General features: G+C 48.3%; 18 protein-coding genes. 9 read left to right on the forward strand and 9 right to left on the reverse strand.

The genetic code is table 11. The annotated features are described in order from the left end of the window. Window positions 1-9: 9 nt before the first annotated feature. Genes VNQ80_RS07305 through VNQ80_RS07315 form a run of 3 tightly spaced genes read left to right on the forward strand, consistent with a single transcriptional unit; the run spans window position 10 to window position 6,639 of the window. Window positions 10-3,243 (forward strand): glycosyl hydrolase, encoded by a 3,234-nt coding sequence (locus VNQ80_RS07305; RefSeq protein ID WP_325636992.1) that lies wholly within the window; start codon window positions 10-12, stop codon window positions 3,241-3,243. 11 nt (window positions 3,244-3,254) lie between these two features. Next, on the forward strand, window positions 3,255-4,871 hold the full coding sequence (locus tag VNQ80_RS07310; RefSeq protein ID WP_325636993.1) for a beta-N-acetylhexosaminidase: 1,617 nt from the start codon (window positions 3,255-3,257) through the stop codon (window positions 4,869-4,871). A 10-nt stretch (window positions 4,872-4,881) separates the two neighbouring features. Beyond that, complete coding sequence (locus VNQ80_RS07315) at window positions 4,882-6,639, forward strand: hypothetical protein (RefSeq protein ID WP_325636994.1); 1,758 nt, start codon at window positions 4,882-4,884, stop codon at window positions 6,637-6,639. A gap of 19 nt (window positions 6,640-6,658) precedes the next feature. Here the strand turns inward: VNQ80_RS07315 and VNQ80_RS07320 are convergent, their stop codons facing one another. Then, window positions 6,659-7,039 (reverse strand): co-chaperone GroES family protein, encoded by a 381-nt coding sequence (locus VNQ80_RS07320; RefSeq protein ID WP_325636996.1) that lies wholly within the window; start codon window positions 7,037-7,039, stop codon window positions 6,659-6,661. A 237-nt stretch (window positions 7,040-7,276) separates the two neighbouring features. On the opposite strand from VNQ80_RS07320, the gene VNQ80_RS07325 reads away from it, so the two are divergent. Then, entirely contained in the window at window positions 7,277-9,046 is a 1,770-nt protein-coding gene (locus tag VNQ80_RS07325; protein ID WP_325636998.1) for an aminopeptidase P family protein, read from the forward strand. 503 nt (window positions 9,047-9,549) lie between these two features. On the opposite strand, the gene VNQ80_RS07330 is transcribed toward VNQ80_RS07325, so the two are convergent. From VNQ80_RS07330 to VNQ80_RS07340, 3 genes are all read right to left on the reverse strand, one after another. Further along, window positions 9,550-11,133 carry a SusD/RagB family nutrient-binding outer membrane lipoprotein gene (locus VNQ80_RS07330; RefSeq protein WP_325637000.1) on the reverse strand — a complete coding sequence of 528 codons (1,584 nt, stop codon included), beginning with the start codon at window positions 11,131-11,133 and terminating at the stop codon, window positions 9,550-9,552. A gap of 11 nt (window positions 11,134-11,144) precedes the next feature. Beyond that, window positions 11,145-14,471: a SusC/RagA family TonB-linked outer membrane protein gene (locus VNQ80_RS07335; protein WP_325637002.1), complete on the reverse strand. Its 3,327-nt coding sequence runs from the start codon at window positions 14,469-14,471 to the stop codon at window positions 11,145-11,147. A 90-nt stretch (window positions 14,472-14,561) separates the two neighbouring features. Continuing rightward, a complete protein-coding gene (locus VNQ80_RS07340; protein WP_325637004.1) occupies window positions 14,562-15,668 on the reverse strand; it encodes an ROK family protein in 1,107 nt (368 codons plus the stop codon). Between the two features lie 381 nt (window positions 15,669-16,049). Between VNQ80_RS07340 and VNQ80_RS07345 the strand changes: the two genes are divergently transcribed. The 3 genes from VNQ80_RS07345 to VNQ80_RS07355 all read left to right on the forward strand — a co-directional run bounded on the left by VNQ80_RS07345 (window position 16,050) and on the right by VNQ80_RS07355 (window position 18,597). Then, window positions 16,050-16,814 carry a class I SAM-dependent methyltransferase gene (locus VNQ80_RS07345; protein ID WP_325637006.1) on the forward strand — a complete coding sequence of 255 codons (765 nt, stop codon included), beginning with the start codon at window positions 16,050-16,052 and terminating at the stop codon, window positions 16,812-16,814. 69 nt (window positions 16,815-16,883) lie between these two features. Then, window positions 16,884-18,095 (forward strand): acyltransferase family protein, encoded by a 1,212-nt coding sequence (locus VNQ80_RS07350; protein ID WP_325637008.1) that lies wholly within the window; start codon window positions 16,884-16,886, stop codon window positions 18,093-18,095. A gap of 295 nt (window positions 18,096-18,390) precedes the next feature. Then, window positions 18,391-18,597, forward strand: a complete 207-nt coding sequence (locus tag VNQ80_RS07355; RefSeq protein ID WP_325637010.1) for a hypothetical protein — start codon at window positions 18,391-18,393, stop codon at window positions 18,595-18,597. Window positions 18,598-18,599: 2 nt separating this feature from the next. Here the strand turns inward: VNQ80_RS07355 and VNQ80_RS07360 are convergent, their stop codons facing one another. From VNQ80_RS07360 to VNQ80_RS07375, 4 genes are all read right to left on the reverse strand, one after another. Next, window positions 18,600-18,887 (reverse strand): type II toxin-antitoxin system RelE/ParE family toxin, encoded by a 288-nt coding sequence (locus VNQ80_RS07360; RefSeq protein WP_325637012.1) that lies wholly within the window; start codon window positions 18,885-18,887, stop codon window positions 18,600-18,602. Window positions 18,888-18,896: 9 nt separating this feature from the next. Then, the gene (locus VNQ80_RS07365; RefSeq protein ID WP_325637014.1) at window positions 18,897-19,106 is read right to left on the reverse strand and encodes a hypothetical protein; all 210 of its coding nucleotides are present in this window, start codon (window positions 19,104-19,106) and stop codon (window positions 18,897-18,899) included. A 400-nt stretch (window positions 19,107-19,506) separates the two neighbouring features. Continuing rightward, window positions 19,507-19,911, reverse strand: a complete 405-nt coding sequence (locus VNQ80_RS07370) for a putative toxin-antitoxin system toxin component, PIN family (RefSeq protein WP_325637016.1) — start codon at window positions 19,909-19,911, stop codon at window positions 19,507-19,509. After that, window positions 19,904-20,137, reverse strand: a complete 234-nt coding sequence (locus tag VNQ80_RS07375) for a hypothetical protein (protein ID WP_325637018.1) — start codon at window positions 20,135-20,137, stop codon at window positions 19,904-19,906. Before VNQ80_RS07375 ends, VNQ80_RS07370 begins: the two co-directional genes overlap by 8 nt. 965 nt (window positions 20,138-21,102) lie before the next feature. On the opposite strand from VNQ80_RS07375, the gene VNQ80_RS07380 reads away from it, so the two are divergent. After that, a complete protein-coding gene (locus VNQ80_RS07380; RefSeq protein WP_325637020.1) occupies window positions 21,103-21,333 on the forward strand; it encodes a hypothetical protein in 231 nt (76 codons plus the stop codon). A gap of 5 nt (window positions 21,334-21,338) precedes the next feature. Beyond that, entirely contained in the window at window positions 21,339-21,704 is a 366-nt protein-coding gene (locus VNQ80_RS07385) for a type II toxin-antitoxin system VapC family toxin (RefSeq protein ID WP_325637022.1), read from the forward strand. A 1,252-nt stretch (window positions 21,705-22,956) separates the two neighbouring features. Here the strand turns inward: VNQ80_RS07385 and VNQ80_RS07390 are convergent. After that, window positions 22,957-24,051 carry a hypothetical protein gene (locus VNQ80_RS07390; protein WP_325637024.1) on the reverse strand — a complete coding sequence of 365 codons (1,095 nt, stop codon included), beginning with the start codon at window positions 24,049-24,051 and terminating at the stop codon, window positions 22,957-22,959. Window position 24,052: the final 1 nt, after the last annotated feature.

Raw genomic sequence — 24,052 nt, forward strand, 5'->3', positions numbered from 1 at the left:
AGTAAGCTGATGAAAACTCTTTTCCGACCGCTTTTGGGTATTTCTATAAGTGCATGGCTGGCACTTTCGTGTGTGCCCGATACGAAACAAGCCGATTGGGACACGATGGCGAGCGTGTTTGCGGAAGCTCCAGATTCCATTCAGACCTCCGTCTACTGGTATTGGATTTCCGACAATTTGTCGAAAGAAGGGGTGGTCAAAGACCTACATGCCATGAAGCGCGCAGGGATAAACCGCGCATTTATCGGTAACATCGGGCTGGATGATCTGCCCGAAGGCGCTTACGGCAAGGTGAAACTATTTACCGACGAATGGTGGGATATCTTGCATACCGCACTGAAAACAGCTACGGAGCTCGATATCGAAATCGGTATTTTCAATAGCCCGGGATGGAGCCAGTCGGGTGGCCCGTGGGTAAAACCCAACCAGGCGATGCGTTACCTGGCTGCGGCAGATACCTTGGTAAGCGGACCGTTGGCTTTCAACGGCGTGCTCCCGGCGCCGCAGGGGGATTTTCAGCGCGTAAATGTACTCGCATTTCGTGTGCCTGAAGGTTATGGTAGTACATTGGCAGATCTCAGTCCGAAAATACAGGCTGGAAATGGACAATCGCCTGCAAACCTGATGGATAACAACCGTGCGACGGAAGTGAAGGTTGCTGGGGGGCAGTCCTCGACCTTTACCTTTTCGGTGGATGAGCCGTTTACTGCTCGTAGCTTAACGGTAATTCCCGCTCAACGGAACATGGGATTCAGTGTAACGCTGGAAGTTGAGGACGGTGGTGCTTTCCGTCGTGTGCGATCGTTTGACCTTGACCGTACCAACAATATGTTAAGCGTCGGTTTTGAACAATACGCTCCGGTGTCGGTGTCGTTTGAGGCAACCTCGGGCCGTGTATTCCGGTTGGTTATCGATAACATACGGGGTGATGCCGGTATAGCGGAGGTACAACTCGCCGCCTCATCCAGGGTAGAGCGTTTCAAAGAAAAATCGCTGGCCCGTATGCACCCCACGCCATTACCTTATTGGCATGACTATCAATGGGAACGGCAGGTGGAGCCGGAAGACGAGAAATATACCGTATCGCCCGATGGTGTGGTCGATATCACGGCCAATGTAGACAGTAATGGTGTGTTATCGTGGGATATTCCGGAGGGTGAATGGCTGGTGTTGCAGACGGGTATGGTGCCAACCGGGGTGACCAACGCTCCGGCCAGTCCCGAAGGTCGTGGATTGGAAGTGGATAAAATGAACCACGAGCATGTGCTTAAACATTTTGATGCCTTTTTGGGGGAGATACTCAAACGGGTGCCGGCTGGAGACCGGAAAACATTCAAAGTGGCCGTGCAGGATAGCTACGAAACCGGTGGCCAGAACTGGACAGATGGGTTTGCTAATAAATTCAAGGATGCTTTCGGCTATGACCCTACCCCTTATATCCCGGTTTTTTATGGCCATGTGGTGGGTAGCCAGGACCAGTCTGACCGCTTCCTATGGGATGTACGACGTTTCGTTGCTGATAAAATTGCCTATGAATACGTAGGTGGTTTACGTGATGTGAGCCATAAGCATGGGCTGACGATATGGCTTGAAAACTATGGACACTGGGGCTTCCCCGGTGAGTTCCTTCAGTACGGTGGCCAGTCGGATGAGGTAAGTGGGGAGTTTTGGAGTGAGGGTGAATTGGGCGATATTGAAAACCGTGCAGCTTCGTCTGCCGCCCATATCTACGGGAAAAATAAGGTGTCGGCGGAGTCGTTTACAGCGGGCGGCAATACATTTGGCCGCTATCCGGCCATGTTCAAACAACGAGGCGACCGCTTTTTCGCGGAGGGTATCAACAATACGCTACTGCACGTGTATATCCATCAACCGTATGAAGATAGGTTGCCGGGTGTGAATGCGTGGTTTGGCAACGAATTCAACCGCCTCAATACGTGGTACGACGATATGGATGGCTTCATCGATTACTTGAAGCGTAGCAATTACATGCTCCAGCAAGGGCGGTACGTGGCTGACGTGGCATATTTTATCGGCGAAGACGCACCGAAAATGACGGGTGTGCAAGACCCCGCCTTGCCAAAAGGATATTCGTTCGACTATATCAATGCCGAAGTAATCCTTAACCGGATTACCATGGAGGATGGCCGATTCACCCTGCCTGACGGCCTGTCTTACCGCGTATTGGTACTGCCTAAGTTGGAAACCATGCGCCCGGAACTATTGCGTAAAATAGCGGAACTGGTTGAGGATGGGGGCATCGTGCTGGGACCGAAGCCGGCGCGATCACCAAGCTTGGCTGATTACGGCAACGCAGACCAAGCTATCCGCGAAATCGCGGATAAAATGTGGGGAAACACTGACGGCGCGCAACGCACAGAGCAGGTCTACGGAAATGGATTGGTTCTTAACGGCTTTTCTATGCAGGAGGCCCTCGATAAGGCCGGTGTGGCCCCGGACGTGGCATTGGAAGAAGGCGATCCGGTGCTATTCATACACCGCACACTGCCTGACGGCGACATCTATTTTGTCTCCAACCAAGCAGCTACGGAAATCCAATTAAACCCGACGTTCCGCGTCCAAGGTAAACAGCCTGAGTTGTGGGATGCCGTGCACGGAACATTGCGGGAGCTGCCAGAGTTTATCGAGCGTGATGGCGGTACCGCAGTCCCCTTGGAATTGGACGCCTACGAGAGTGCATTCATTATCTTCCGAAAGGCTGCGACAACTGCAAGTGGACAGAATTTCCCCGACGCAGAAGAAGAGGTATCGGTAGCGGGCCCCTGGCAGGTCACCTTTGTGAAGCCCGACTCCACCACGTTTAAGCGCCAGTTTGATACATTGGTAGATTGGGCCACACAGCCGGATACCGCAGTGGCTTATTTCTCGGGAAGTGCTTACTATACGAAAGATCTGCCAGCTGTGCAGTTGGCGGATGGCGGCCGGATTCACCTCGATTTGGGTAATGTCGTGGCCGTGGCCAAGGTGAAAGTGAATGGCCAGGACGTTGGTGGTGTGTGGACACCCCCTTATCGTTTGGATATCACGGACGCTTGGCAGGAGGGAAATAATACGGTTGAAATCAAGGTGGTCAACACCTGGGCTAACCGCCTCATTGGGGACTGGCGATTACCGGCGGACCAACGGTCTACGTGGACCATCGTGAATCCCTATTCGGCCGAAAGTCCGCTGCATCGCTCAGGGTTGCTAGGCCCGGTGACACTTGAGGTATATAATCGGTAAATAAATAACGGATGTACAACCCGGGTAATATCAGGTATTTGTTTACGCTTCTTTTCGCTGTGATGGCGTTAGCGCACTCGCCAGTTCGCGCCCAGTACGTTTTACCGACCCCGCAGCATCTAGCAGTACACGATAATCGAATCCAATTCCCTTCTACTGTCCGTGTTTATCTAGATAAGAAAATCAAAGCAGATAAGGCGTACGTACAGGAATTACTGGCAGAAATTGGTTTTACCCCCGTTTTTGAAAGACGGAAACAACAGGCAGACATCGTGCTGCAATACGATGCCTCGAAGCAGGGTGAGGCATACAGCTTACGTATGGAAGATACGGATAGTGGCCATACGATTCAAGGACTTGCGAGTACGGCTAATGGTTTGATTTACGCCCTCCAAAGCCTACGCCAACTGGGCGGAAAACAACCTGATGGAAATGTCGTCGAACTACCCATATTCGAGATAGAAGACGCGCCCTATTTCAGTTGGCGAGCGTTTATGCTTGACGAAAGCCGGCACTTTCATGGCAAGAAGACTGTAAAGCGGCTGTTGGATGAGATGGTGCGCCTGAAGTTAAACACGTTTCATTGGCATTTGGTAGATGACCCGGCGTGGCGTATTGAAATCAAGAAATACCCGTTGTTGACGGAAGTTTCTTCTAAGGGCGACCACACGCACATGACGCAAGGAGTCAACCCGGCAAAGTGGGATAGTCTATACAACGGAAAGCCGGGATCGTTCTACACGCAGGATGATATCCGCGAAATTGTTGAATATGCTGGAGTACGAGGGATACGCGTTATCCCAGAAATAGAAGTGCCAGGGCATGCTTCCGCTGCTATTTATGCTTACCCGTGGCTTGGCGCGTCTAGCAAGGCGGCTGGCAAACCGGTACACAGCGACTTATATGACGTGACCGACCCCCGTGTAGAACAGTTTCTGCACAACGTGCTGGATGAGGTTGTCCGTCTTTTCCCGAGCGGTATCATTCATATCGGCGGTGATGAGGCAAATTATGACCATTGGCGGAAGTCGGCGGCGATCAATGAATTCATGAAAGATAACGCGCTTCCTACATATGCAGATTTACAGGTTTGGGCCATTAATCGGATGTCCAACTATATCTCTTCTAAAGGGTATCGTATGATTGGGTGGAATGAGATTACAGGCGATAACATACGCGAGGAAGCCCATGTCGAAGCTGGTAAATCCGAGCAGCTGGCGCCGGGCACGATTGTCCAGTTTTGGGATGGGGATGTGAGTCTCGTGAATAAGGCGATTGCCAAAGGATACGATGTGGTCAATTCAAACCGGTTTTTCACCTATTTGGATTATCCTTATGAGGTGACGCCGTTTGAGAAGGCGTATTCATTTGATCCGATACCCGAAGGTATAGCGCCACAGGACCGACATAAAATTTTGGGGTTGGGTTGCCAGATGTGGGGTGAGTTTACACCGACGGTAGAACGGTTGAACTTCCAGATCTTTCCGAGACTGGCTGCGTTTGCTACGATCGGTTGGGTGAGCCCCGAAAGAAAACTTCCTTATGATGTGTTTCGCAAGCATCTTCAACCCATTGAGGCCATTTGGAAAGAAAAAGGATACTTAAAAGATCAATTAGACAGATACTAAAATATTGGATATGAGTAAAATGAGATTTATTACGAAGAGGTATTTCGGTTTATCGATTTTTTTGGCGTGCGGCTTAGGAGCATTTGCGCAGCCCTTTGCGGGTATCGACGACCTCGGTAGGGTGTTGCCACAAAACAAAGAAACCGGCAGTCCGAAAGCAAATCGGCAGGTAGGCTTGTTTTACTTCCTGTGGCAAGGCCACCAAGGCTCACCGACGTCCGAACGGGTTTGGGATCTGACCAAGTTGCAGATGGAAGCACCAGCCGTGTTCGAAGATTTTGACCATCCCGGATGGGGCGGTGGTGCGGGGCGGCCGGGAAAGTATTACTTCTGGGGCGAGTCTATCTACGGCTACTATCGTGGCGATGACTATTGGGTACACCTGAAAAACATTCAATTACTCACGGATGCGGGTGTAGACTTTCTGGTCCTCGACGCCACTAACCGGATTACCTACACGCACGAGGTTGATGTGTTGATGCAGGCAACGGAGGCCGTAAGGAAACAGGGTAAGCAGCCACCAAAAATTGTCTTCTATACGAATACGAAGTCTGGCGAAGGCATGCAGGAGATATACGATAACCACTACAAAGACGGCGCCCCTTATCGTAATCCCGAGTGTTGGTATTACTTGGAGGGCAAGCCGCTGATCATTGGCATATCTGAACAAGCCGCTGGAAAGGACTATGAACACTTTTTTACCATCAGGGAATCGCAGTGGCCCAACGAACCGGAAAAAGTAGATGGATGGCCCTGGATTGAGTTCCAGCGCCCGCAGAAAGTGTATACCAATCACAAAGGGAAAAAGGAGATCGTAAATGTTTCGGCGGCTCAGCACCCCAATTTGGACGCTTCGATGGGCGGGTCGGCATTTTACGGTGCCGACGGCAACTGGGGCCGAAGCTATCGGAACGGCTCGCCGGGAAACCCTGAAACCGATATATTATACGGTTACAATATTCAAGAGCAATGGGATTTTGCATTGAAGCAAAACGTTCCCTTCGTTTTTATTACAGGTTGGAACGAGTGGATAGCGGGTAAATGGCGGCGTACCAGTGGAAACCAAAACCACGCGTTGTTTGTAGACCAGGCCAACTCGGAATATAGCCGCGACATCGAGCCGGCTTGGACGAGCGGCCTCAGAGACACCTATTATATGCAGATGGTAAGCAACATCCGCCGTTATAAGGGCACGGAAAAGGTGCGCGCAAACAAGGTGAGTAAACGCAAAATAGCCAGTTGGTCCGACTGGGACAAAATCAACGCGTGCTACGTCGATTATGTTGGCGACATATTGCATCGCAATCATCCAGGCGCCCAGTCCGAACCGAAGGTCATCTATGATAACCAAACCGGACGTAATGACTTCGACACCCTGAAAGTGGCAGCTAGTACGTCGTCGTTGCATTTTTATGTGAGCACGGTAAATGATATCACGGAAGTTTCCGGAGACGATTGGATGACGTTGTGGCTCAATATCGACCAATCGTACCAATCAGGATGGAATGGCTTCGATTTCCGTGTGGTGCAGGGCAACCGGCTGGAACAATACACCGACGGGAGCTGGAAACGCGTAGGAGAAGTGACTTATCGTGTCGCGGGCAACCGGTTGATGTTGGAAATTCCGCTTAAGTCGCTGGGCCTGCGATCGGCCGGTGATATCGAATTCAAATGGTCTGATAACATGCAACAAGCAGACCCGATTGACTGGTATATCAATGGCGACGCTGCTCCAGGAGGAAGGTTTACCGTGTGGGCTAAGTTCTGACAGGAGCCGGCTAGAAGCACTATAACTCTTCCTCGCGCTCCAGCATCAGGATGGCACTTTGCGGCACAATGAAATATTTTTCTCCCTGATATTGGATCTCGGTGGCTGCGGCGACGTGGAAAATGGCTAAATCACCTTCCTTTGCTTGCAAGGGGATGTATTTAACCTTTTCCTCTTGTGGCTTCCAGGCGTCATCCTCTTCTGCTGGTACAGGCAATACATAGCCTGGCCCGGTTTTCATCACATAGCCCCATTGTACTTTCTCCTTTTCGTGCACGCCGGGGGGGAGGTACAATCCTGTGGCCGTCCGTTCGTTCGGCACCGCAGGTTTAATCAGTATGCGGTCGCCGACAACAATCAGCTTTTTAAGCTTATTGTCTTGTGTGATATGCGTCGTCATATGCCAGTGAATCGTTTTTACGGATAGCTAGCAAAAGGCGTGCAGCAAGCTGTACGGGTGTCACTATGGCATCACTTCATTCGAAGAGGCTGTTATTTCTTGCCAAAAAATCTGCCTATCATGCCACTTATATCTTCAACGCCCGGGTTGCTTATACCGCCACTGCTCGTATCGTTCGGCAGTATACCCCATGTTTTCCGAGATTTCGTAACTTGCCCGCCATTAAAATGAAGCAACATGACCCATACTGAAAAGCTAGTTGCCATCCGCAGCTTAATGGAACAGAACCATATCGATGCCTACATCATCCCTTCGTCAGACCCACACATCGGCGAGTACCTGCCCGACCGCTATAAATGCATTGCCTGGGCATCGGGTTTCACGGGGTCGGCCGGCACGCTGGTCATTACCCCTAAGTTTGCTGGTCTGTGGACCGATTCGCGGTATTTCGTACAAGCCCGCGAACAGTTGGCCGAAAGCGGCTATGAATTGGTCAAGTTGAAGGTACAGCATGCAGAGGAATACGCCGATTGGTTGGCAGCGAATTTGCCGGCAGAAGCTACCGTGGCGTTTGATGGTTGGTTGATGCCGGCAGCGTCGGCAGCCGCTGTCCGGAAGCCGTTACTCGCCGCTGGCGTGGACGTACTGGAGAACGTGGATCTGCTGACGCCATTGTGGCGGGATAGGCCTCCATTGCCCGAAAATCCTGCGTACCTCCTTGATGAGGCGTTTACCGGCGAGTCTACCTCAGCCAAGCTCGTGCGCTTGCGCGCCAACTTGCGGAAGCATCACGCGGATGCACATGTTATCTCATCGTTGGATGATGTCGCCTGGTTACTGAACATGCGGGGCAGCGACGTCGTTTGCAACCCGGTGGTGCTGGCGTTCGTGCTGGTTACCGAAGAGGTGACCACGCTGTTTATCAACCAAGCCAAATTATCCCAGCAGGACCGGTTATCGCTGCGTAAGTGGGGAGTGGAAACAGCAGACTATGCACAGGTGGGGGCGCGCTTGGCCGAGCTGTCGGGTAAAACGTTCCTGCTCGATCCCCGGCGTACCTGCGGCCATATATACAACATGTTGCTGCCTGATGTGCAAGAAGATATTAACCCAACCACGCATTTCAAAGCAGTGAAAAATGATGTGGAGATCCTGCATATCCGCGATACGATGGTGAAGGATGGGGTTGCACTCACGCGGTTTTTCAAGTGGTTGGAAGAGACAGTTGGTAAGGAAACCATTTCGGAGTTATCACTGGCCGACCGTCTCCGCCAATTCCGTTCCGAGCAAGATGGGTTCGTCGGCGAAAGTTTCGATACGATAGCTGGTTACCGCGCCCACGGAGCGTTACCTCACTATAAAGCTACAGCGTCTAGCAACACCGAATTACGACCCGAGGGGCTTCTCTTAATTGATTCGGGCGGCCAATACCGTACAGGTACCACAGACATTACCCGTGTGGTGTCATTGGGCAACGTTACCGGGGAAGAGCGGGTCGACTATACACTCGTGCTTAAAGGGATGATCGAGGGAAGTAGCGTGGTCTTCCCCCAGGGAACCAAGGGCTACCAGATCGATGCCATCACACGGAAACCCCTTTGGGATGAGTTGCGCAATTACGGTCACGGCACGGGGCATGGCGTCGGGTTCTTCCTTAACGTCCATGAAGGGCCACATACCCTTAACGGCGCAGCGGTCGATGTGCCTATTGAACGGGGGATGGTAACATCCATCGAGCCGGGCTTGTACCGCGAAGGTGCTTACGGTATCCGTATCGAAAACCTGGTATTGAGTGTGGACCATGCGGATACGTTGTTTGGTTCCTTTATGGCATTCGAAACGTTGACCCTTTGTTACATCGATACCCAATTGGTTGATCGGTCACTCCTCGAATCAAAGCATATCGTCTGGTTGAATAACTACCACGCGATGGTATATGATCGGTTGGCCCCCCATTTGGACGAGCAGGAGCGGCAATGGCTGGCAAAAAGAACGGTAGCGATTTAGTTCCGTTGGGTCTAAAAAATGGAAGAGCCGGTTACCGGGCGGCAACCAGCTTCTTCCTACCTATTAAAACAAACCAAAATCTTTATGGGCCTTGCGGCCGATTTTATTCTTTCCTATAAATGGTAGCTTTTTCAGCTATATGTTTTTTATCAACCCCAACGTTGCATTATTATCTTCCAAAAAATACCCCGCTAGCGGTTGATTACTGGTACAAACATAAAATTAAAATCCAATTTCTCCTAGTTAAAAAGTGTTAAATTATTATTTTTTTTTGGGTTACGGGTGCTCACTTAAACAAAATTATTTACCTCTAAACTGCTTTTTTAATGTTGTTGTATTGCTAATTCTGTTTAGCTACCATGCCGGTTGCTCTGCATCATGCTGGTTGCTGAACCCATGGTTGATTGACGCTATGCGGTGGCCGATGTGGAGAGGTATGGTTGTTTTAAAAAAGAAAAGCCACGGTGAGGTGGCTTTTCTTACGTTGTTTTTTCGGTAGGAAGTTAATTAACGTCCCAGAAGAGTTTGGTGTTTACATTGTCTTGATCACGTACAGCGTTATAATTTTCTGCGTTGTATGTGCTTTCAGACGGCGGTAAGTTGAATTTTACCGGCACCGTTTTTTGGATGTCGGAATTTTGCACACGGAAATCAAACGTGGGATAATCATACCGCCTGATTTCAGACCAAGCTTGGACAGTTTGGATGATGCCGAAGTGAATCCATTTCTGGGTAGCAATCAGCTCGATTTTATTGCTCGCGCCGTCCCAATCCAAATTTGCCAAGTAGGTGTTCTTTTGGGTTTGGGTAGGGTCGGGGGGTGCCGGCACGGTGTTTTCGGCACTTGCGGCACGGATATCACGGTATAAGTCTACCGATGCATTAACTGCATTTACGAATGCAGTTTTTGCGGCGGTGGGATTACCGTTCTTTTGGTAATACTCGGCTAGCAATAAATTCGCTTCCGTTGCAGAAAACAGTACGCCCATGAAATATTCATTGCGGGAAATGGTAGAACGGTTGAAGATGGATATGGTGCCACCCCTTCCTAAGTTCGATTGTTCGGAACTGGTCAGCGATTGGTCCAATCCAATGAAATCTCCATCGGCTTCAGCTCCCGGTTCGAAGATAAAAGGCAGACGCGGGTCTTCGTTTTCGACCATATGGTCAATCATCCGTTTACTCGCTAGGTTGACGAGCCACCCTTCGGCTTCAAATGCACCGCGGATCCCCTTCGTTTGGATGCTATTGTCGTCGATGTTATGGATTTCCAACTGTGCGTTTTCCTCGTTTGTGGTAATCATCGGATAGGTAGATGGGTTGTTGATGATTTCCGCTAATTCCTGTGAAGCCCGGGATGCAAATTCTGTACTTTCTGACACGCGCATCAACATCCTGACCCGAAGCGAATTGCAGTATTTTTCCCATAATTCAATGTCGCCGCTATTGATTACATCTTGAGTGTTGAAGCGTTCTGTCATCGCAGGGGTTAACGTAATCGTGCGCAATTCATCGCTGATGGTTTTCAGATCGTCGAGCATGACAGTATAGATATCCTGCGCGCGATCATAAGCCGGATACGAGGACTGGTAGTCACTATTATTCGTGTTCAGTAAGCCTGCTTCCGTCCAGGGAATATCACCGTGTAAGTCAACGGTCTGCTGTGTTTGGTCATAAAAAAGCACTTTCGCCGCAAGATAAAATATCCGTTTCTCTTCTTGCTCCACAGCTACAGACTTCCTATAGATGTTTTCAAGCTCCTTAAATTGTGCTAGCCCCTCATAATAGCGTGTCCAACGGTCTTCTATCGCTGCGCCTCCCGGTACAAGGTGGTTCGCTTCGTTAACCCATCCTGAAATATGGAGGTACCTGAAGATCGTTGGTCTTAAGGTTACAAAAAGGTTTCCATAGTCTGGCACGATGAGTTGGCGATAGCTATAAATCATGCCCGAAAACTGCCGTTCAACAGTTGCTTCGGTTACTTTCGAGGGGTCACGGTAATAGTCGTCAAACGCACTTTTTTGACAGGAAGTGGTGTAGATTATTGAGGCAACTGATAACCCCATAAATATCAAATATCTTTTCATTTTCTGTTAATTTAGAAGCTAGCACGTAGCATTAAACCATAAGTTTTGGTTGCTGGGCTTGTCCCGGCGTTTGAGACCTGATTGATCCAGTTCGATCCGCCCGTCATTTGCTCAGGATCCAAATCTTTGATACTGCGGTAGATAAAGAACAGGTTCCGTCCGAAAGCGGACAGCTGAAGGTTTTTCGCCCCCAGTTTGGCAGCCATGTCGGTCGGTAGTCGGTACCCGATTGAGAGTTCCCGCATCTTGATGTAATTGTTTTTCTGAACATACAATTCGTAACGGGAACTGCTGTATTGCGGTCCGCCCCAATTGTATGTGCTGTTGTAATATACCGCTTGGGAAATGATATTTTCATTCGGAGTTCCGTCAGCCAGTACACCTTCCATCAGCATGCCATCATGGTAAACGGTTTCACCGTTCGGTCCTGTCTGGCCACTATGGGCGATGCCTTGATCGCCACTGATGTAGTAACTCAGGCCACCACTTGTCGCGTCCATGTAGTTCAGGCTCTCTTCCAGTAGTCCCCGGCTGATCATCCAATAAACGCCGGTTGGCATGACGTGCCCACCCCATCGGAAGTCTACGAGGGCATCCAGGGTGAAGTTTTTGTAAGCGAAGGTATTAATAAACCCGCCGGTTGCTTTCGGCATGGCATTGCCTGCCTTAATCCAACTATCTCCATCCAGTTGGTACAATCCATTGTCTTGGACAATTTTGTTTCCATTCGCATCGGTAGCAACAGGCCGAACCATGATGTCGCCCATGGGTTGTCCCACCCTAGATACGAGCTGGGCAGCCTGCCCGTCGTAATCACGGTGAAGTAATTCTTGGACACCCCCAGGCAACTCTTCGACAATGTTTTGATTCATGCCTACGTTAAGCACGGCATCCCATTGGAAGTTGTCGTTTCGGATCGGTGAACCAGTAATTGCGAATTCCCATCCTTTATTTCGCAGGGTGCCCACATTGGCCAGAATGGAGCGTGAGCCCATGGAAATCGGTAAGGTGTAATCGAGGATTTGATTTTCGATACGGCCGTTGTAATACGTGATATCGAAACCTAGGCGGTTGCTGAATAACCTAGTTTCTAAGCCAAACTCGACTTCTTGCTTGCGTTCGGGTTGGATGTTTTCATTGCCGAAGCCAGATGTCGGAACGGTGTTGTAAATTACTGCGGCACCTCCTTCGGTTTGTACGCCCATTGTTTGCTGGGTGTAGCTCAGGGCGCTTTTGTAAATGTCGGGATAGTTGCCCACGATACCCCATGATCCGCGGAGTTTCGCATAATCGAAGGCATCGGGCAATTCGAACGCATCGCTTAAAATTAAGCTGGAATTGACAGATGGGTAATAAAGTACATTGTTGTCGGGATGCATCGTGGAAATACGTTCGCGGCGCAGCGTACCTTCCAAAAACCAGAACTCCTTCAAATTGAAATTCAATGTCCCGAACACCGCATCCCGGAGCATGTTTCTACGGTAATTGTACCGGGAGTTGCCGCCGATGGTATTCACCGATGCGTTGATGTCGTACCAGTTCCGGACACTTAATCCGCTAGCCGTTTCCCGCTGCACATAGGTATCGAGACTTTTCGTGGCTGTATACCCAGCCATGGCGCCTATGGCCATGTCGGGGTTGATTTGTTTCTTGTAGTTGGCTAAGAGGTCAGTATAATAAATGTTGGCATTTTGTGTGCCCAAGCCAAAGTACCCACTATTTCCGAACTGTAAGGGGAGGGGGTTAGGCTCCTTATCCTCGGTCTTTTGCGAGGTGATATCGGCAGAGAAACGCGCACGAACAGAAAGGTCGCTGAATACTTGCCACGTGTTGGTAACCGATCCGATCACACGGTTGGAATATTCGTCGTTCTGCTTGGCTTTCATGTTCCAGATGAACTCGCCAACATCATTTTTGAAACCATTGTGGCGGATATTCTCTTCGGGGGTCAAGCTTTGATTGGTTCCGGTTACATATCTGTATCCCAGACTCGTTAGGTATTTATTGAGGTACCATTCCGGGTTATCAAACGTGGATATCATCCCGGTGAAGTTATTGATCAAACGATCGGTCATAAATGGCCGGTTGTGGGTGTGTTGGTTGATGTAGTTGACCACGATATCTGTCGTCAGGTTGTCCCACAGCTTCAGTGACGAGTTAAGGTTTGCGATGTTCCTTTTGTTGTAGGAGTCTAACGACGTCATCTCGTTATCCTGGCGCGTCAGTGAAAATCTGGTGTTGGAGTTTGCTGTGGAATTCCCGATTGCGAGGTTGAAAATCGTGTTGTTCGGGTTGTTGAAAAATTTATCGTACGCCTTCTGCGCCACATATGGCCTTACCTGCCCATCCCATGAGATGACGTCTTGGCCATCGAACTTCGGGCCAAAATTGACGGTAGCATCGAGTAGTCCACGTGTGACACCGTTTACGGCTCGGTCACTGCCATAATAATAAAATAAGTCGTCGGCTTGGCCATCATTCTGGTAGGCTGTGGTGTACCCTGGGCCCCTTACGTCTTGGAACCTGGGTAGGTAAGCAATTTGGTCATTGGTATAGGTGGCGTTGAAGTCGATACTGAATCCTTCAGCGCCTTTCCCGGACTTCGTTGTTACTAAAACAACGCCGTTCATGGCCTCAGAACCGTACAATGCCGCTGCGGATGCACCTTTAAGCACACTGATTGATTCGATATCTTCCGGATTCAGGTCCTCGAGGCCGTTGCCACGTGTGCGTTGATCGCCCCAATAGTCAGAGTTGTTAAATGTGGTTTGCCGCATGGGAACACCATCGATAATAACCAACGGCTGCGAATTGCCCGTGATGGAGTTGGTGCCCCGGATGTTGATGTTGATTCCCGACGTGGCGCCCCCCGGTGCGGCGGAAATCCGTACGCCAGGCGCTTTGCCATACAACGCGCCGGCAAAATTGGGACTACCGGTTTTGGTGAGCTCTTCCGCTTTGACGGTGCTCATCGCATACCCAAGCTCCTTGGGGGCACGCTGGATACCCAATGCTGTAACGACCACCTCGTCCAGCTCGCTGGCATCTTCTTGTAGCGTCACATTCATGGTAGCCGAATTGCCAACGGTGATTGTTTGGCGTTGATACCCGATGATGGAGAACACCATGGTCTCTCCCTGTGATGCTTGGATAGCGTAACGCCCATCCGAATCGGTTTGGGTTCCCCGTGTACTGCCCTGTATTGCTACAGTTACCCCGGGTATAGGGCCGTTTGCATCCGTCACCACCCCGGTGACGGTTTGCTGTGCATGAGCGGTGATCAGCGTGCTCAGGGTGACCACAATTGCCATGCATAATTTTCTGTACAAAATTCTCATGTTCTGTGTTGTTTATTTGGTTCAAAAAAGAGGACTATGGTATTTAGTTAATTTTCATTCTATTTTTTTTATCGGTGAAAAACAAGATGCTTAACTTGGTACGATATGTGATTTTCCTTGTGAATAAATTTTCATAAGCTGATGCGGTTTACTGTTCTCGATGATTAAACTAGCCGCCCCTAATAATTCGGCTTCGTATCCGAGAACAGATACGACCACAGATGTATGCTCTACAAGTTTGGGGATGCAGAACTCGTTGATGGCCCGCTGTACCGGTGGTAGGAGCAATTTGCCCGTTGCCGCGCCCCTACCGCTCAGCACGATACGTTCGGGATTCATGATATGAATCAGCGTGGCAATGCCCTTGCCCATCATGAATGCCGCGTCTGACAGGGCTGTAATAGCCAGTTGATCGCCCTTACGGGCTGCATCGATCAAATGGTCCCCTTCGGGCTTGGTAGGGACTGCGAAAAGCTGCTGAAGGCTCGAGGTCGTGCCCTCGGCTATTGCCCGCTTCGCATTCTCTACAGCAACGAGCAGCGAAGCATCCACTTCCATGCATCCACGTTTGCCACACGAACAGAGTTTGTTGCTATGTGATAGGGGGATGTGGCTGAATTCGCCAGCATAGCCATTATGCCCCCGAAATAAACTTCCATTGACAATCATCCCCAGTCCGATTCCCCAGCCCATGTTGACTACCATGACGTCCCGTAAGCCTTTCGCCGCCCCGAAATGCAGTTCGGCGATGGCGATGGCACTCGAGTCATTTTCGATATATATCGGTAACCCCAATCGTTGAATCAGGCGGTCGCGTAACCCCATTTGGTCGTCATCGATCAGAAAGGAAGCATTTACCCCTTTTTCCACGTCGATAAACCCAGGCATGGCGATACCAATCCCTACGATATTTTCACGTTTTATATTGGCTGACGTGATGTAACGTTCAATTGCCAAACATAATTGTTGGAATGCTTCTGGATTATCCTGCAGAGGTAAAGGGAAAGCCGTTTCGGGGTACGCCGCTTCATTCGCTAAGTTATAAATGACCACCCGCGTGATGAACTGGTCCATCGCAACCGCAACGATATATGATTTCACTTTTTTGTTGAGCCGGTAGGTTACCGCGCGCCGACCGCCCGTTGATGGGGCCAAGCCGTGTTCGACGGCGTAGCCATCTTTCAGCAGGCCACTCATGATGCTGGTAATGTTTGGTATGCTTTTATTTGTATGTAAACTCAACTCCGCGACTGAAAGTGCCCCATTGTAGTAGAGCAATTTGAATATTGTTTTCTTCAGATGATCGTGATGAAGTTTCACTGCTATAACTGGCTATCGTGTAATAATTAATGCAAACTTAATAAAATAAGTGTCTAGTTTTAACAACTTATTAAAAAAAAGTATTAAGATAATGTTAGTTATTGATAATCAGTTATTTTATTTTTTGCTATTTGAATTAATCTAGGAAAATGTAACGGTATTAATAGGGGAGCCACGGTATTTGTCAACTGATTTACCTACTTTTACTTTCCTTAGATTACTCATAACCAATCAAAAACTCATTCAGTTAGAGGTCGGATGTCTATGCAGCAGGATAGTATACAGCGGTTTTCCCATCGAGCCGAGAACTACGATAAGTTTCGGCCGGGCTATCCCCGTACGCTGTTTCAGTTCCTCCACGAATCAGTACCCATTACTCCTAATCTTGTTATTGCTGATATTGCAGCGGGGACAGGGATCTTTACAGAGCAGATTGCCATGTGGGGTAATCAGGTATATGCGGTAGAGCCCAACGTGCAGATGCGTAGCATGGCCCGCCGGCGGTTGGCCGGATGCGCGCGATGTGTCTTTTTGGATGGAACTGCCGAAGCAACCGGATTACCCGATCGTTCGGTGGACCTGTTCGTCTCTGCCCAAGCCTTTCATTGGTTCGATTTGGTTAGGACACGGGCGGAGTTTGAACGGGTGGGCCGTAACGCTGCGCATGTGGCCATTGTGTGGAACCTGCGGAATACACGCAGTGCTTTCGAAGCGGATTACGAGGCGTTTATCCGTACGTATGCAACAGATTACCTCCAAGTGAGCCAACGAAAGATGGATACCGTAGAGGTCCATTCTTTTTTTACGCCATCACGGCCGAAATATCGCATCTTCGGACATGTGGATACGCTGACCTATGAACAACTGCTGGGCCGCACGTTGTCTTATTCGTTTCTGCCGGATGAGACCTCGCCGGCACTACCCCAAATGATGGCGACTTTAGCAGCACTGTTTCAGGCGCACCAGCGAGCTGGCAAAGTGCGGCTGTCGTATAAGACGAGGTTATTTGTGGGGCGGATTTGATGTGACGACTGGTTGATGTGATGATTTGCTGACGTGACGATAAACCATCCATTATCAATTTAACTAAAAATGAACAAGCGATACTACTCTTTAGATGTGTTTCGAGGTGCTACGGTGGCACTGATGATCCTGGTGAATAATCCCGGTAGCTGGGCCCATCTTTTTTCGCCACTGGGCCACGCCGAATGGCACGGGCTTACACCTACGGATTTGGTGTTTTCGTTTTTCCTGTTTGCCGTGGGCAACGCGATGGCCTTTGTGATGCCACGCCTGCGGGAAGCGGGTGATGCCGTATTTTGGAAGAAAGTGTTGAAGCGGACCGTATTGATTTTCGGTATTGGACTGTTGCTCAACTGGTGGCCATTTGTGCGCTGGGAAGGGGATGTGCTGGCGTTCAAACATTGGGTAGACCCCGAGGACCCCGAGCGTGGCATCCGCATTTTCGGTGTGTTGCAGCGTATTGCGCTAGCCTACTGTTTTGCTTCCATTGTGGTGTATTACCTCAAGGAAAAGTGGGTCATCATCGTTTCGGCTATTTTGTTGCTCGGATATTGGTTGCTGTGTGTGGTTTTCGGTGGCAGTGACCCATACAGTTTGGCAGGCTGGTTCGGTACGGCGGTTGATAAAGACGTGTTGGGTGTTGCCCATCTGTACCGGGGTGAGGGCGTCCCGTTTGATCCCGAAGGGTTGATGAGCACACTGCCGGCCATCGTGCAGGTGGTAGTGGGGTACCTCACCGGTCGGTACATACGGGCGCAGGGGCAGGTGGGCTGGCTGTGGCCGCGATTACAGGCTTCGGCTGAACCACGTTATAAAATGTTGGCCGGCCTATTTGTGGTTGCAGCACTGCTTTCGTTGCTGGGCTTATTCTGGGGGTTGGAGTTCCCCATCAATAAGAAAATATGGACGAGCTCATACGTGCTTTACACCAGTGGCCTTGCACTGTTCACCATCGGGGTGATGATCTGGTTTATCGAAGTGCTTGGCAAGCGGAACTGGCTGACCCGCTTTTTCGATGTTTTCGGCAAGAACCCACTGTTCATTTTCGTGCTCAGCGGCGTGTTGCCGCGGTTGTTGGGATTGATTCGTATCCCGATGGGTGTCGACGATTCGGGCGGAACGCGTTATACCACACCACTCCGGTGGTTCTATACCGAAGTGTGTGCGCACGTACCCGGACCGCCCGAAGTGGGATCATTCTGTTACGCGCTGGCGTTTTTAGCTCTTTGCTGGGGCATTTGCTACGTGTTGGATAAGAAGAAGATTTATATTAAGGTGTGATGGCTACTGGATGTTTGCCTACCTGCTCCCAGACTGCTGCGGGTGGCTTGGCGCTCTGCCTGCTGTGCGTTGGCAGTTTACTTGCTGTTTTTCACACCTTGACTGCAAGGTGACCGCACCCTAACCGCCAGCTGACCCTTACGTGATGCGCCGCTGTTCAAATGCTTCGGCTAAGTTTGGAGGTGCATTGAGTGTCAATCCGGCCCCACCCTACGGCTGTACAAGCAGCCTCAAATCTTTCAAAGAACGTTATTGAGCATTTGCCTAATTCAAGTGAATTTCATTATCATTGGGTATGACAATGTTCAATGTATCGGTTCCCGAAGATAAAACCTCCTTTTTTCTTGAGGTATTAGAACTTATAGGTGCCACGTATGAAACTAGAGAAGATGAGTTTCAACTGACCGAAGAACAAAAGGTCTTCCTTTTAAGGCAAAACGACGTTCCGGTTGAAGATTGCATCCCAGCATTAGATTTATACGAAAGCCTAAGTAATGCCTAGCCTCAAAAAAATGGTTCCTGACGATTGTCAAACAGATAAAGGAGCGCAATCTTCGAATCGGCAACTTCGTAGACCAACGAGGTTTGTTTGGAAATCACGCACCTCCGATATCTCGGGTTCACCGGTAAGGCCTGAAACAGATAAGGATGGGCTTGGATTTTATCAATTACATCATCCAATTGGTCTAGAAAGCGATTCACGTGCCGATCATCCCAATCGCGCTCAACCATCGAAACAATAGCTAACAGGGTTTCTTTGTAGGTCTCGGTATATTCAACTTCTCTAATCACGGATAGGTCCTAGTGCCCCAATATTTCACGATGGGACTTAAACTTGTGCAATCGGCCTGCTGCAACATCAGCCTCCGCCCGCTCCAACAGCACCCGTTCTTTGTCACTGAATTCCTTTATGGGTTCCTGTGTGTCGTACGCAACATCCATAGCTTCTAATACCGCTCTTATTGCTGCCCATTTTTTTTCACTATCAATATGCAAAGTCGCCTGTATCATACGAACCACGTTTAAAACAAAGATACCAATGAAATACATCTTTTCAAAATATGGTTTCATTTGCCTGAACAGTAAAGCGTAATGTCTCATATCTCAAAAAAATATACCTTTCAAGCCAACTCCCTTCTGCCCCGAACAAGGGTGAAAGGAATAAAGATTAAGGATTGCGACCATCCTTCAAATTGGGATATGTAATAGCAAAGGGCGGGTAGGGGGTCTGTAATACCTTCGGCAAGCCTAAATAGGGCGGCGTTTTAGTTGTATATGCCCTTTCATTCGGTCAACAACAAAAAAACCGTGTCAATCCGCTAAATCTGTGTCGTCCGTGTTTCAACAAACCGTATAAAAAAGTATTCAGTGAGTGCCAACTCGGCCTCACCCTACGGCTGTACAAGCAGCCTCAAAGTAATAGAAAATCAGAGGCATTTAAAATTGGAATCTGTTGAAATGGATTCATAACCAACAAATCACTATCACCAGTTATAATTGCATCAGCCTGCGCTGAAACAGCCAAAGATAAATATTTATCATCTTTCGGGTCTCTACATGCTTGTATCTTTTCGGCTATTTGAATAGGCAACGCATTGGCTATAATATTTTCAATAAACGCGATACGGGTCTCCAAAGACAACCATCGGTTGAATTTGTCACGGGCGAAAACTATTAAATATTCGGCAATGATTTCATCCGACACCAAAAGTGTTCCAATTGTCCTCGCTTTCTTCAAAGCTAAGGCAGGCGGAGAATGTTCATTAAACACTGCACTGATTAGCGTATTGGTGTCGAATACAAAAAACTTATTCATCCGATTTCAAGAGTTCCTGCAGCTCCGTCTCATTGAAACCCTTAGCATTAGCTTCAGCAGTTGCTGTTTTCATGATGTCAAACAACCGCTCATTAGCTGATTGATTACCAAAGAAATCAACAAGCCAAGCATTGATATAAAGTTCAGCAGTCCTCTTCCTTTCCGCATCAGCCTTTTCAAATGCTTCGGCTAAGTTTGGCGGCACGTTAATGGCTATCGTTTTCATTAAAACCTCCTTAATGGTATTCAAATATAGCCAAATATTTTTGTCTATTTTGCTGGTTTAGTAATTAGCAATCGATAAATAGCCTTCGCTGAGCAAATATTAATAGTATTATTTTTAGTTGCATCCGCTTTTCAAATCGTGGTTACCAACACACTTATGATAGGAACATCCGAGTACCTGCGTCTATTAATTTGAGGTCTGTAGCCATTAACTGCGCTAATTAAAACAGTTATTTTTGTGGTTTAATGTCTTTCAAATTGGGGTTGATAACACCGATCTGACCTGACACAACAACACGGTGCGAGTTGTATATACCTTTCAATTGGGGTTAGTGACACCAATATTGCAAAGAACCCGGAAGATTAAAGAGTTGCATATACCTTTCAAACTATCCCCCCTCTGCCCCGAATAATGATGAAAGGAGCAAAGATTAAGGAATTGCGGCCACCTTTCGAATGGGCGGATAACAAAGAAACGTGATGGTTAATAGACACCCAGCCTTTGGATATACTTTTCAAATTGGGATAAGTGAAACCCTGTCGTTCGGATTGACCGATAAGTTAAAGAGTTGTATATACCTTTCAAAATAGGGCTAATGATATCGAATTGTTGCGAGAGCTGAGACGAATGATGTTTTGGGTTGCATATACCTTTCAAATTGGGGTTAGTAGCACCTCCCCGCACACTTTAGACCCGAGGGTGACCAACCGTTGTATACACCTTTCAAAATGGGATTAGTAACATCCGGTTTTTTTCAATGTTTGAAGAATACCGTTGCATTTACGTTTCAAAATGGGGCCAATAAACCTCCAAATCGATTTCGACTGCGAGGCTCGATTGTATAAAAGTATTCAGTGAGTGCCAATCCGGCCTCACCCTATGGCTGTACAAGCAGCCTCAAATAATGCTCCCAAATAGGTTTGAAAAATTTGTGAATCGGAATCAATATTCATAAATTTGTTTCTATGGAATTAAATGTAAAATTAGGTTTCAATGAACTACTGTCTGCAATTAGAAGTTTGCCGGATAGTCAATTGGCTTTACTGAAAAAGGAACTGGATAAACCAGTAACCTTAGCGGTTCAGCCAAATAAGGCTCTTAAAGAACTGTTGCTAAGCGGGCCTGTTTTTGAAAAGGAACAACTTGCCTCTATTGCAGAAGCCCGAAAATCCATCAATCAAAGGCGGAATCCCTAATCCTTTTGGATACATCTATTCTTATTGATTATTTCCGGAAGAAAGACAAAACCAGAATCCGTCTATATGAATTAACCGATCATTACGAAGGGTTTGTTATTTCAGTTATCACTGAATTTGAGATTTACGTTGGTGCAAAAGATGACCAATTGCCGTTTTGGACACGTCTTTTAAAAGAGATTCCCGTGATTCCCCTTGATTCGTCAATTGCCGAAATTGCGGTAGGCCTCAACAATCAATTGAAAGCATCCAAAAACCAAATTGCCATTGCAGACCTATTCATAGCCTCAACAGCGCTTTCTTTGGGAGTACCATGCGCTTCGCTTAATCGCAAACATTTCAGCCGGTTAAAAGACCTCACTATCATTTAATGAACAACTCTTCCCTACCCTGAACAAGGTTAAAGACGGTACCCCGTCTGATGTCTGGCGTCTGATGTCTAAAAAACATTATACCTTTCAGAATGGGGTCTGTAACACCAAGCTTTTTATAGGCTACAAAAGTATCAGTTGTATATACCTTTCAGAATGTGGTCTGTAACACCGCCGAGGCAATTAGAATCCCGCTCCAGGTAGTTGTATATACCCAGCTGATAGGAACACTACCCAGTAGCCAGTTGTATATACCTTTCAAATGGCATAACTCGATCCGAGCCGCGTCTGATGTCTAGTGTCTGGCGTCTGATGTCTCAAAACACTATACCTTTCAAATTGGGGTAGTTAACACCCTCAGAAATTGTAGCCGCAAGACTCTTAGTGTTCTATATACCTTTCAAATTGGGGTCTGTAATACCTAAATAGAGCGACGCTTGACGTTTTTGTTGCATGTACCTTTCCAAAATTGGGTGTCCACACCGCTCTTCTTCTGATGTCTAGTGTCTGACGTCTAATGTCTCCAAACAATATACCTTTCAAATTCGGTAGCCAACAAAAAAATCCGCGCCCATCAACAAAATCCACGTCATCCGCATTCCAATAAGCTCGTAACAAATAAAAAAGTATTCAGTGAGTGCCAACCCGGCCTCACCCTATGGCTGTACAAGCAGCCTCAATTATTAAATAACCTTTGTGCTCAATGATACCGTCTTACGGCTTTATAATTAATCTGGCGGGGTTGTATATATCTTTTTACTTTAGAAATTGCGTATGCCTTTCAAATTGGGGTCTGTAATACCACAATGCACTAAATCCAAAATACTTTATATGTTGTATATACCTTTCAAATTTGAATCCGTAACACCTCCGCTCGTGACGATGTTGCGGTCGGATTAGCTGTATATACCTTCAAATTGAAATCTGTGACACCCTTTTGGCTATTCATATCACAAACATCGCTGTTGTATATACCTTTCAAAAAGGGCTTTGGAACAATCGTTGACTTAATAAAAAACTCGCTTTCAACTGTATATCTTCCAGGATTAATGTCAATTTGATACCCGAAAGGTTGTAGATACTCCAGCCGAGAGACATCGTGTTGTGTATAAATCTTAAAATAAAAAAGTATTCAGTGAGTACTTTCTTAAGTCTCACCCTACGGCTGTACAAGCAGCCTCAAAAATTTCAAAGAACTATTTTAGTCGTAAGTCGTAAGTCATCAGTCGTAAGTCAACAGTCAACTCGCCACTTACTCCTCAATCACATTAATCCCCGCCTTCTTCGCCTTGTAGGCAATCTTTTCTTTCAACCCGTAGTAGCTCCAATTGCGGAGCAGGAACTCCTCCTCCTTCGCCACTTCTTCCTTTTGCTGCTGGTTCACCAATAGCAGCGTTCCCGCTTCGGACTTCAGGCACAGGTCGATCAGCCGCCTGCTGTACAGGTGCAGCCGGCTGTCCACATATTTCTTTTCCTTCGCATCCCAGTCGTCCAGGCTTTTCAGTTTGCGCTGGCGGCCCTTGCCAGACCGGTTGTACGTAGACCCCCGCTGCAGGCGGTGCCGTGCGGCCTGTATGGCCAGCCGCCGGTGCAGGAACTCCTCCTTGTTGCCGATCTGGAACTGTGCCTTGCCCACCTTCATCACGATGGGGTGTTCGATGGAGAGCGATGCCTCGGCGATGACCGAATCGTTCAGCTGATGCGCATCGCGCTCCATCTCAAAGGCCGCCAGTAAGTACAGCTTACCCTTGTCGATTTTCAGCGAACTGGCGCAGAGTTTCAACGTACCCGCGATGTTGCGCTGTATCAGCACGCGCTTGTCCGTTTTGTCCTTGCCGAGGTAGGTCTTGAACGGGATTTTGAACAACGTAAACCGGAATTCGCGGTGCTTCTCGTCGGCCACGAATTTCAGCGACTTGCCCGAAAAGGGTAGCGGAATATTGCGCTTGTAGTTGCGCAGCGATTTCTCCCCCTTCCAGTAGGCGGTACGCTCGGTATTGTACACGCTGGTCAATGAATTATTCAGGTTGGAAAAAATTTCAGAAGGCATCTTACCAAGCAGCTTACTGGACAGTACGCGGTAGGTGGTATTCATCCGCGAGGTGTTCAGGATGCCCTCCTCATCCTTGGCGCGGTCGGCCAGCTTCACCTTCACCTCGTCGGTAAAGTAAATCAGATCTTTCACCCGATCCTGCACATACAGGTTCGTGAAAATGAGGTTGGCCGCCTGGAAAGCCAGGAACTGCCATTCATACAGCTGCTTGTAGTGGGCATCTTTTTGCGCTTTGTCTTCGCAATCCACATACACCTGTATTTTCCGCGTCAGGATGATGGTTTTCTTTTCCATG

Origin of the sequence: Parapedobacter sp. (genome assembly GCF_035556095.1) — a bacterium.
In the GTDB taxonomy this organism is placed as follows: Bacteria; Bacteroidota; Bacteroidia; order Sphingobacteriales; family Sphingobacteriaceae; genus Parapedobacter.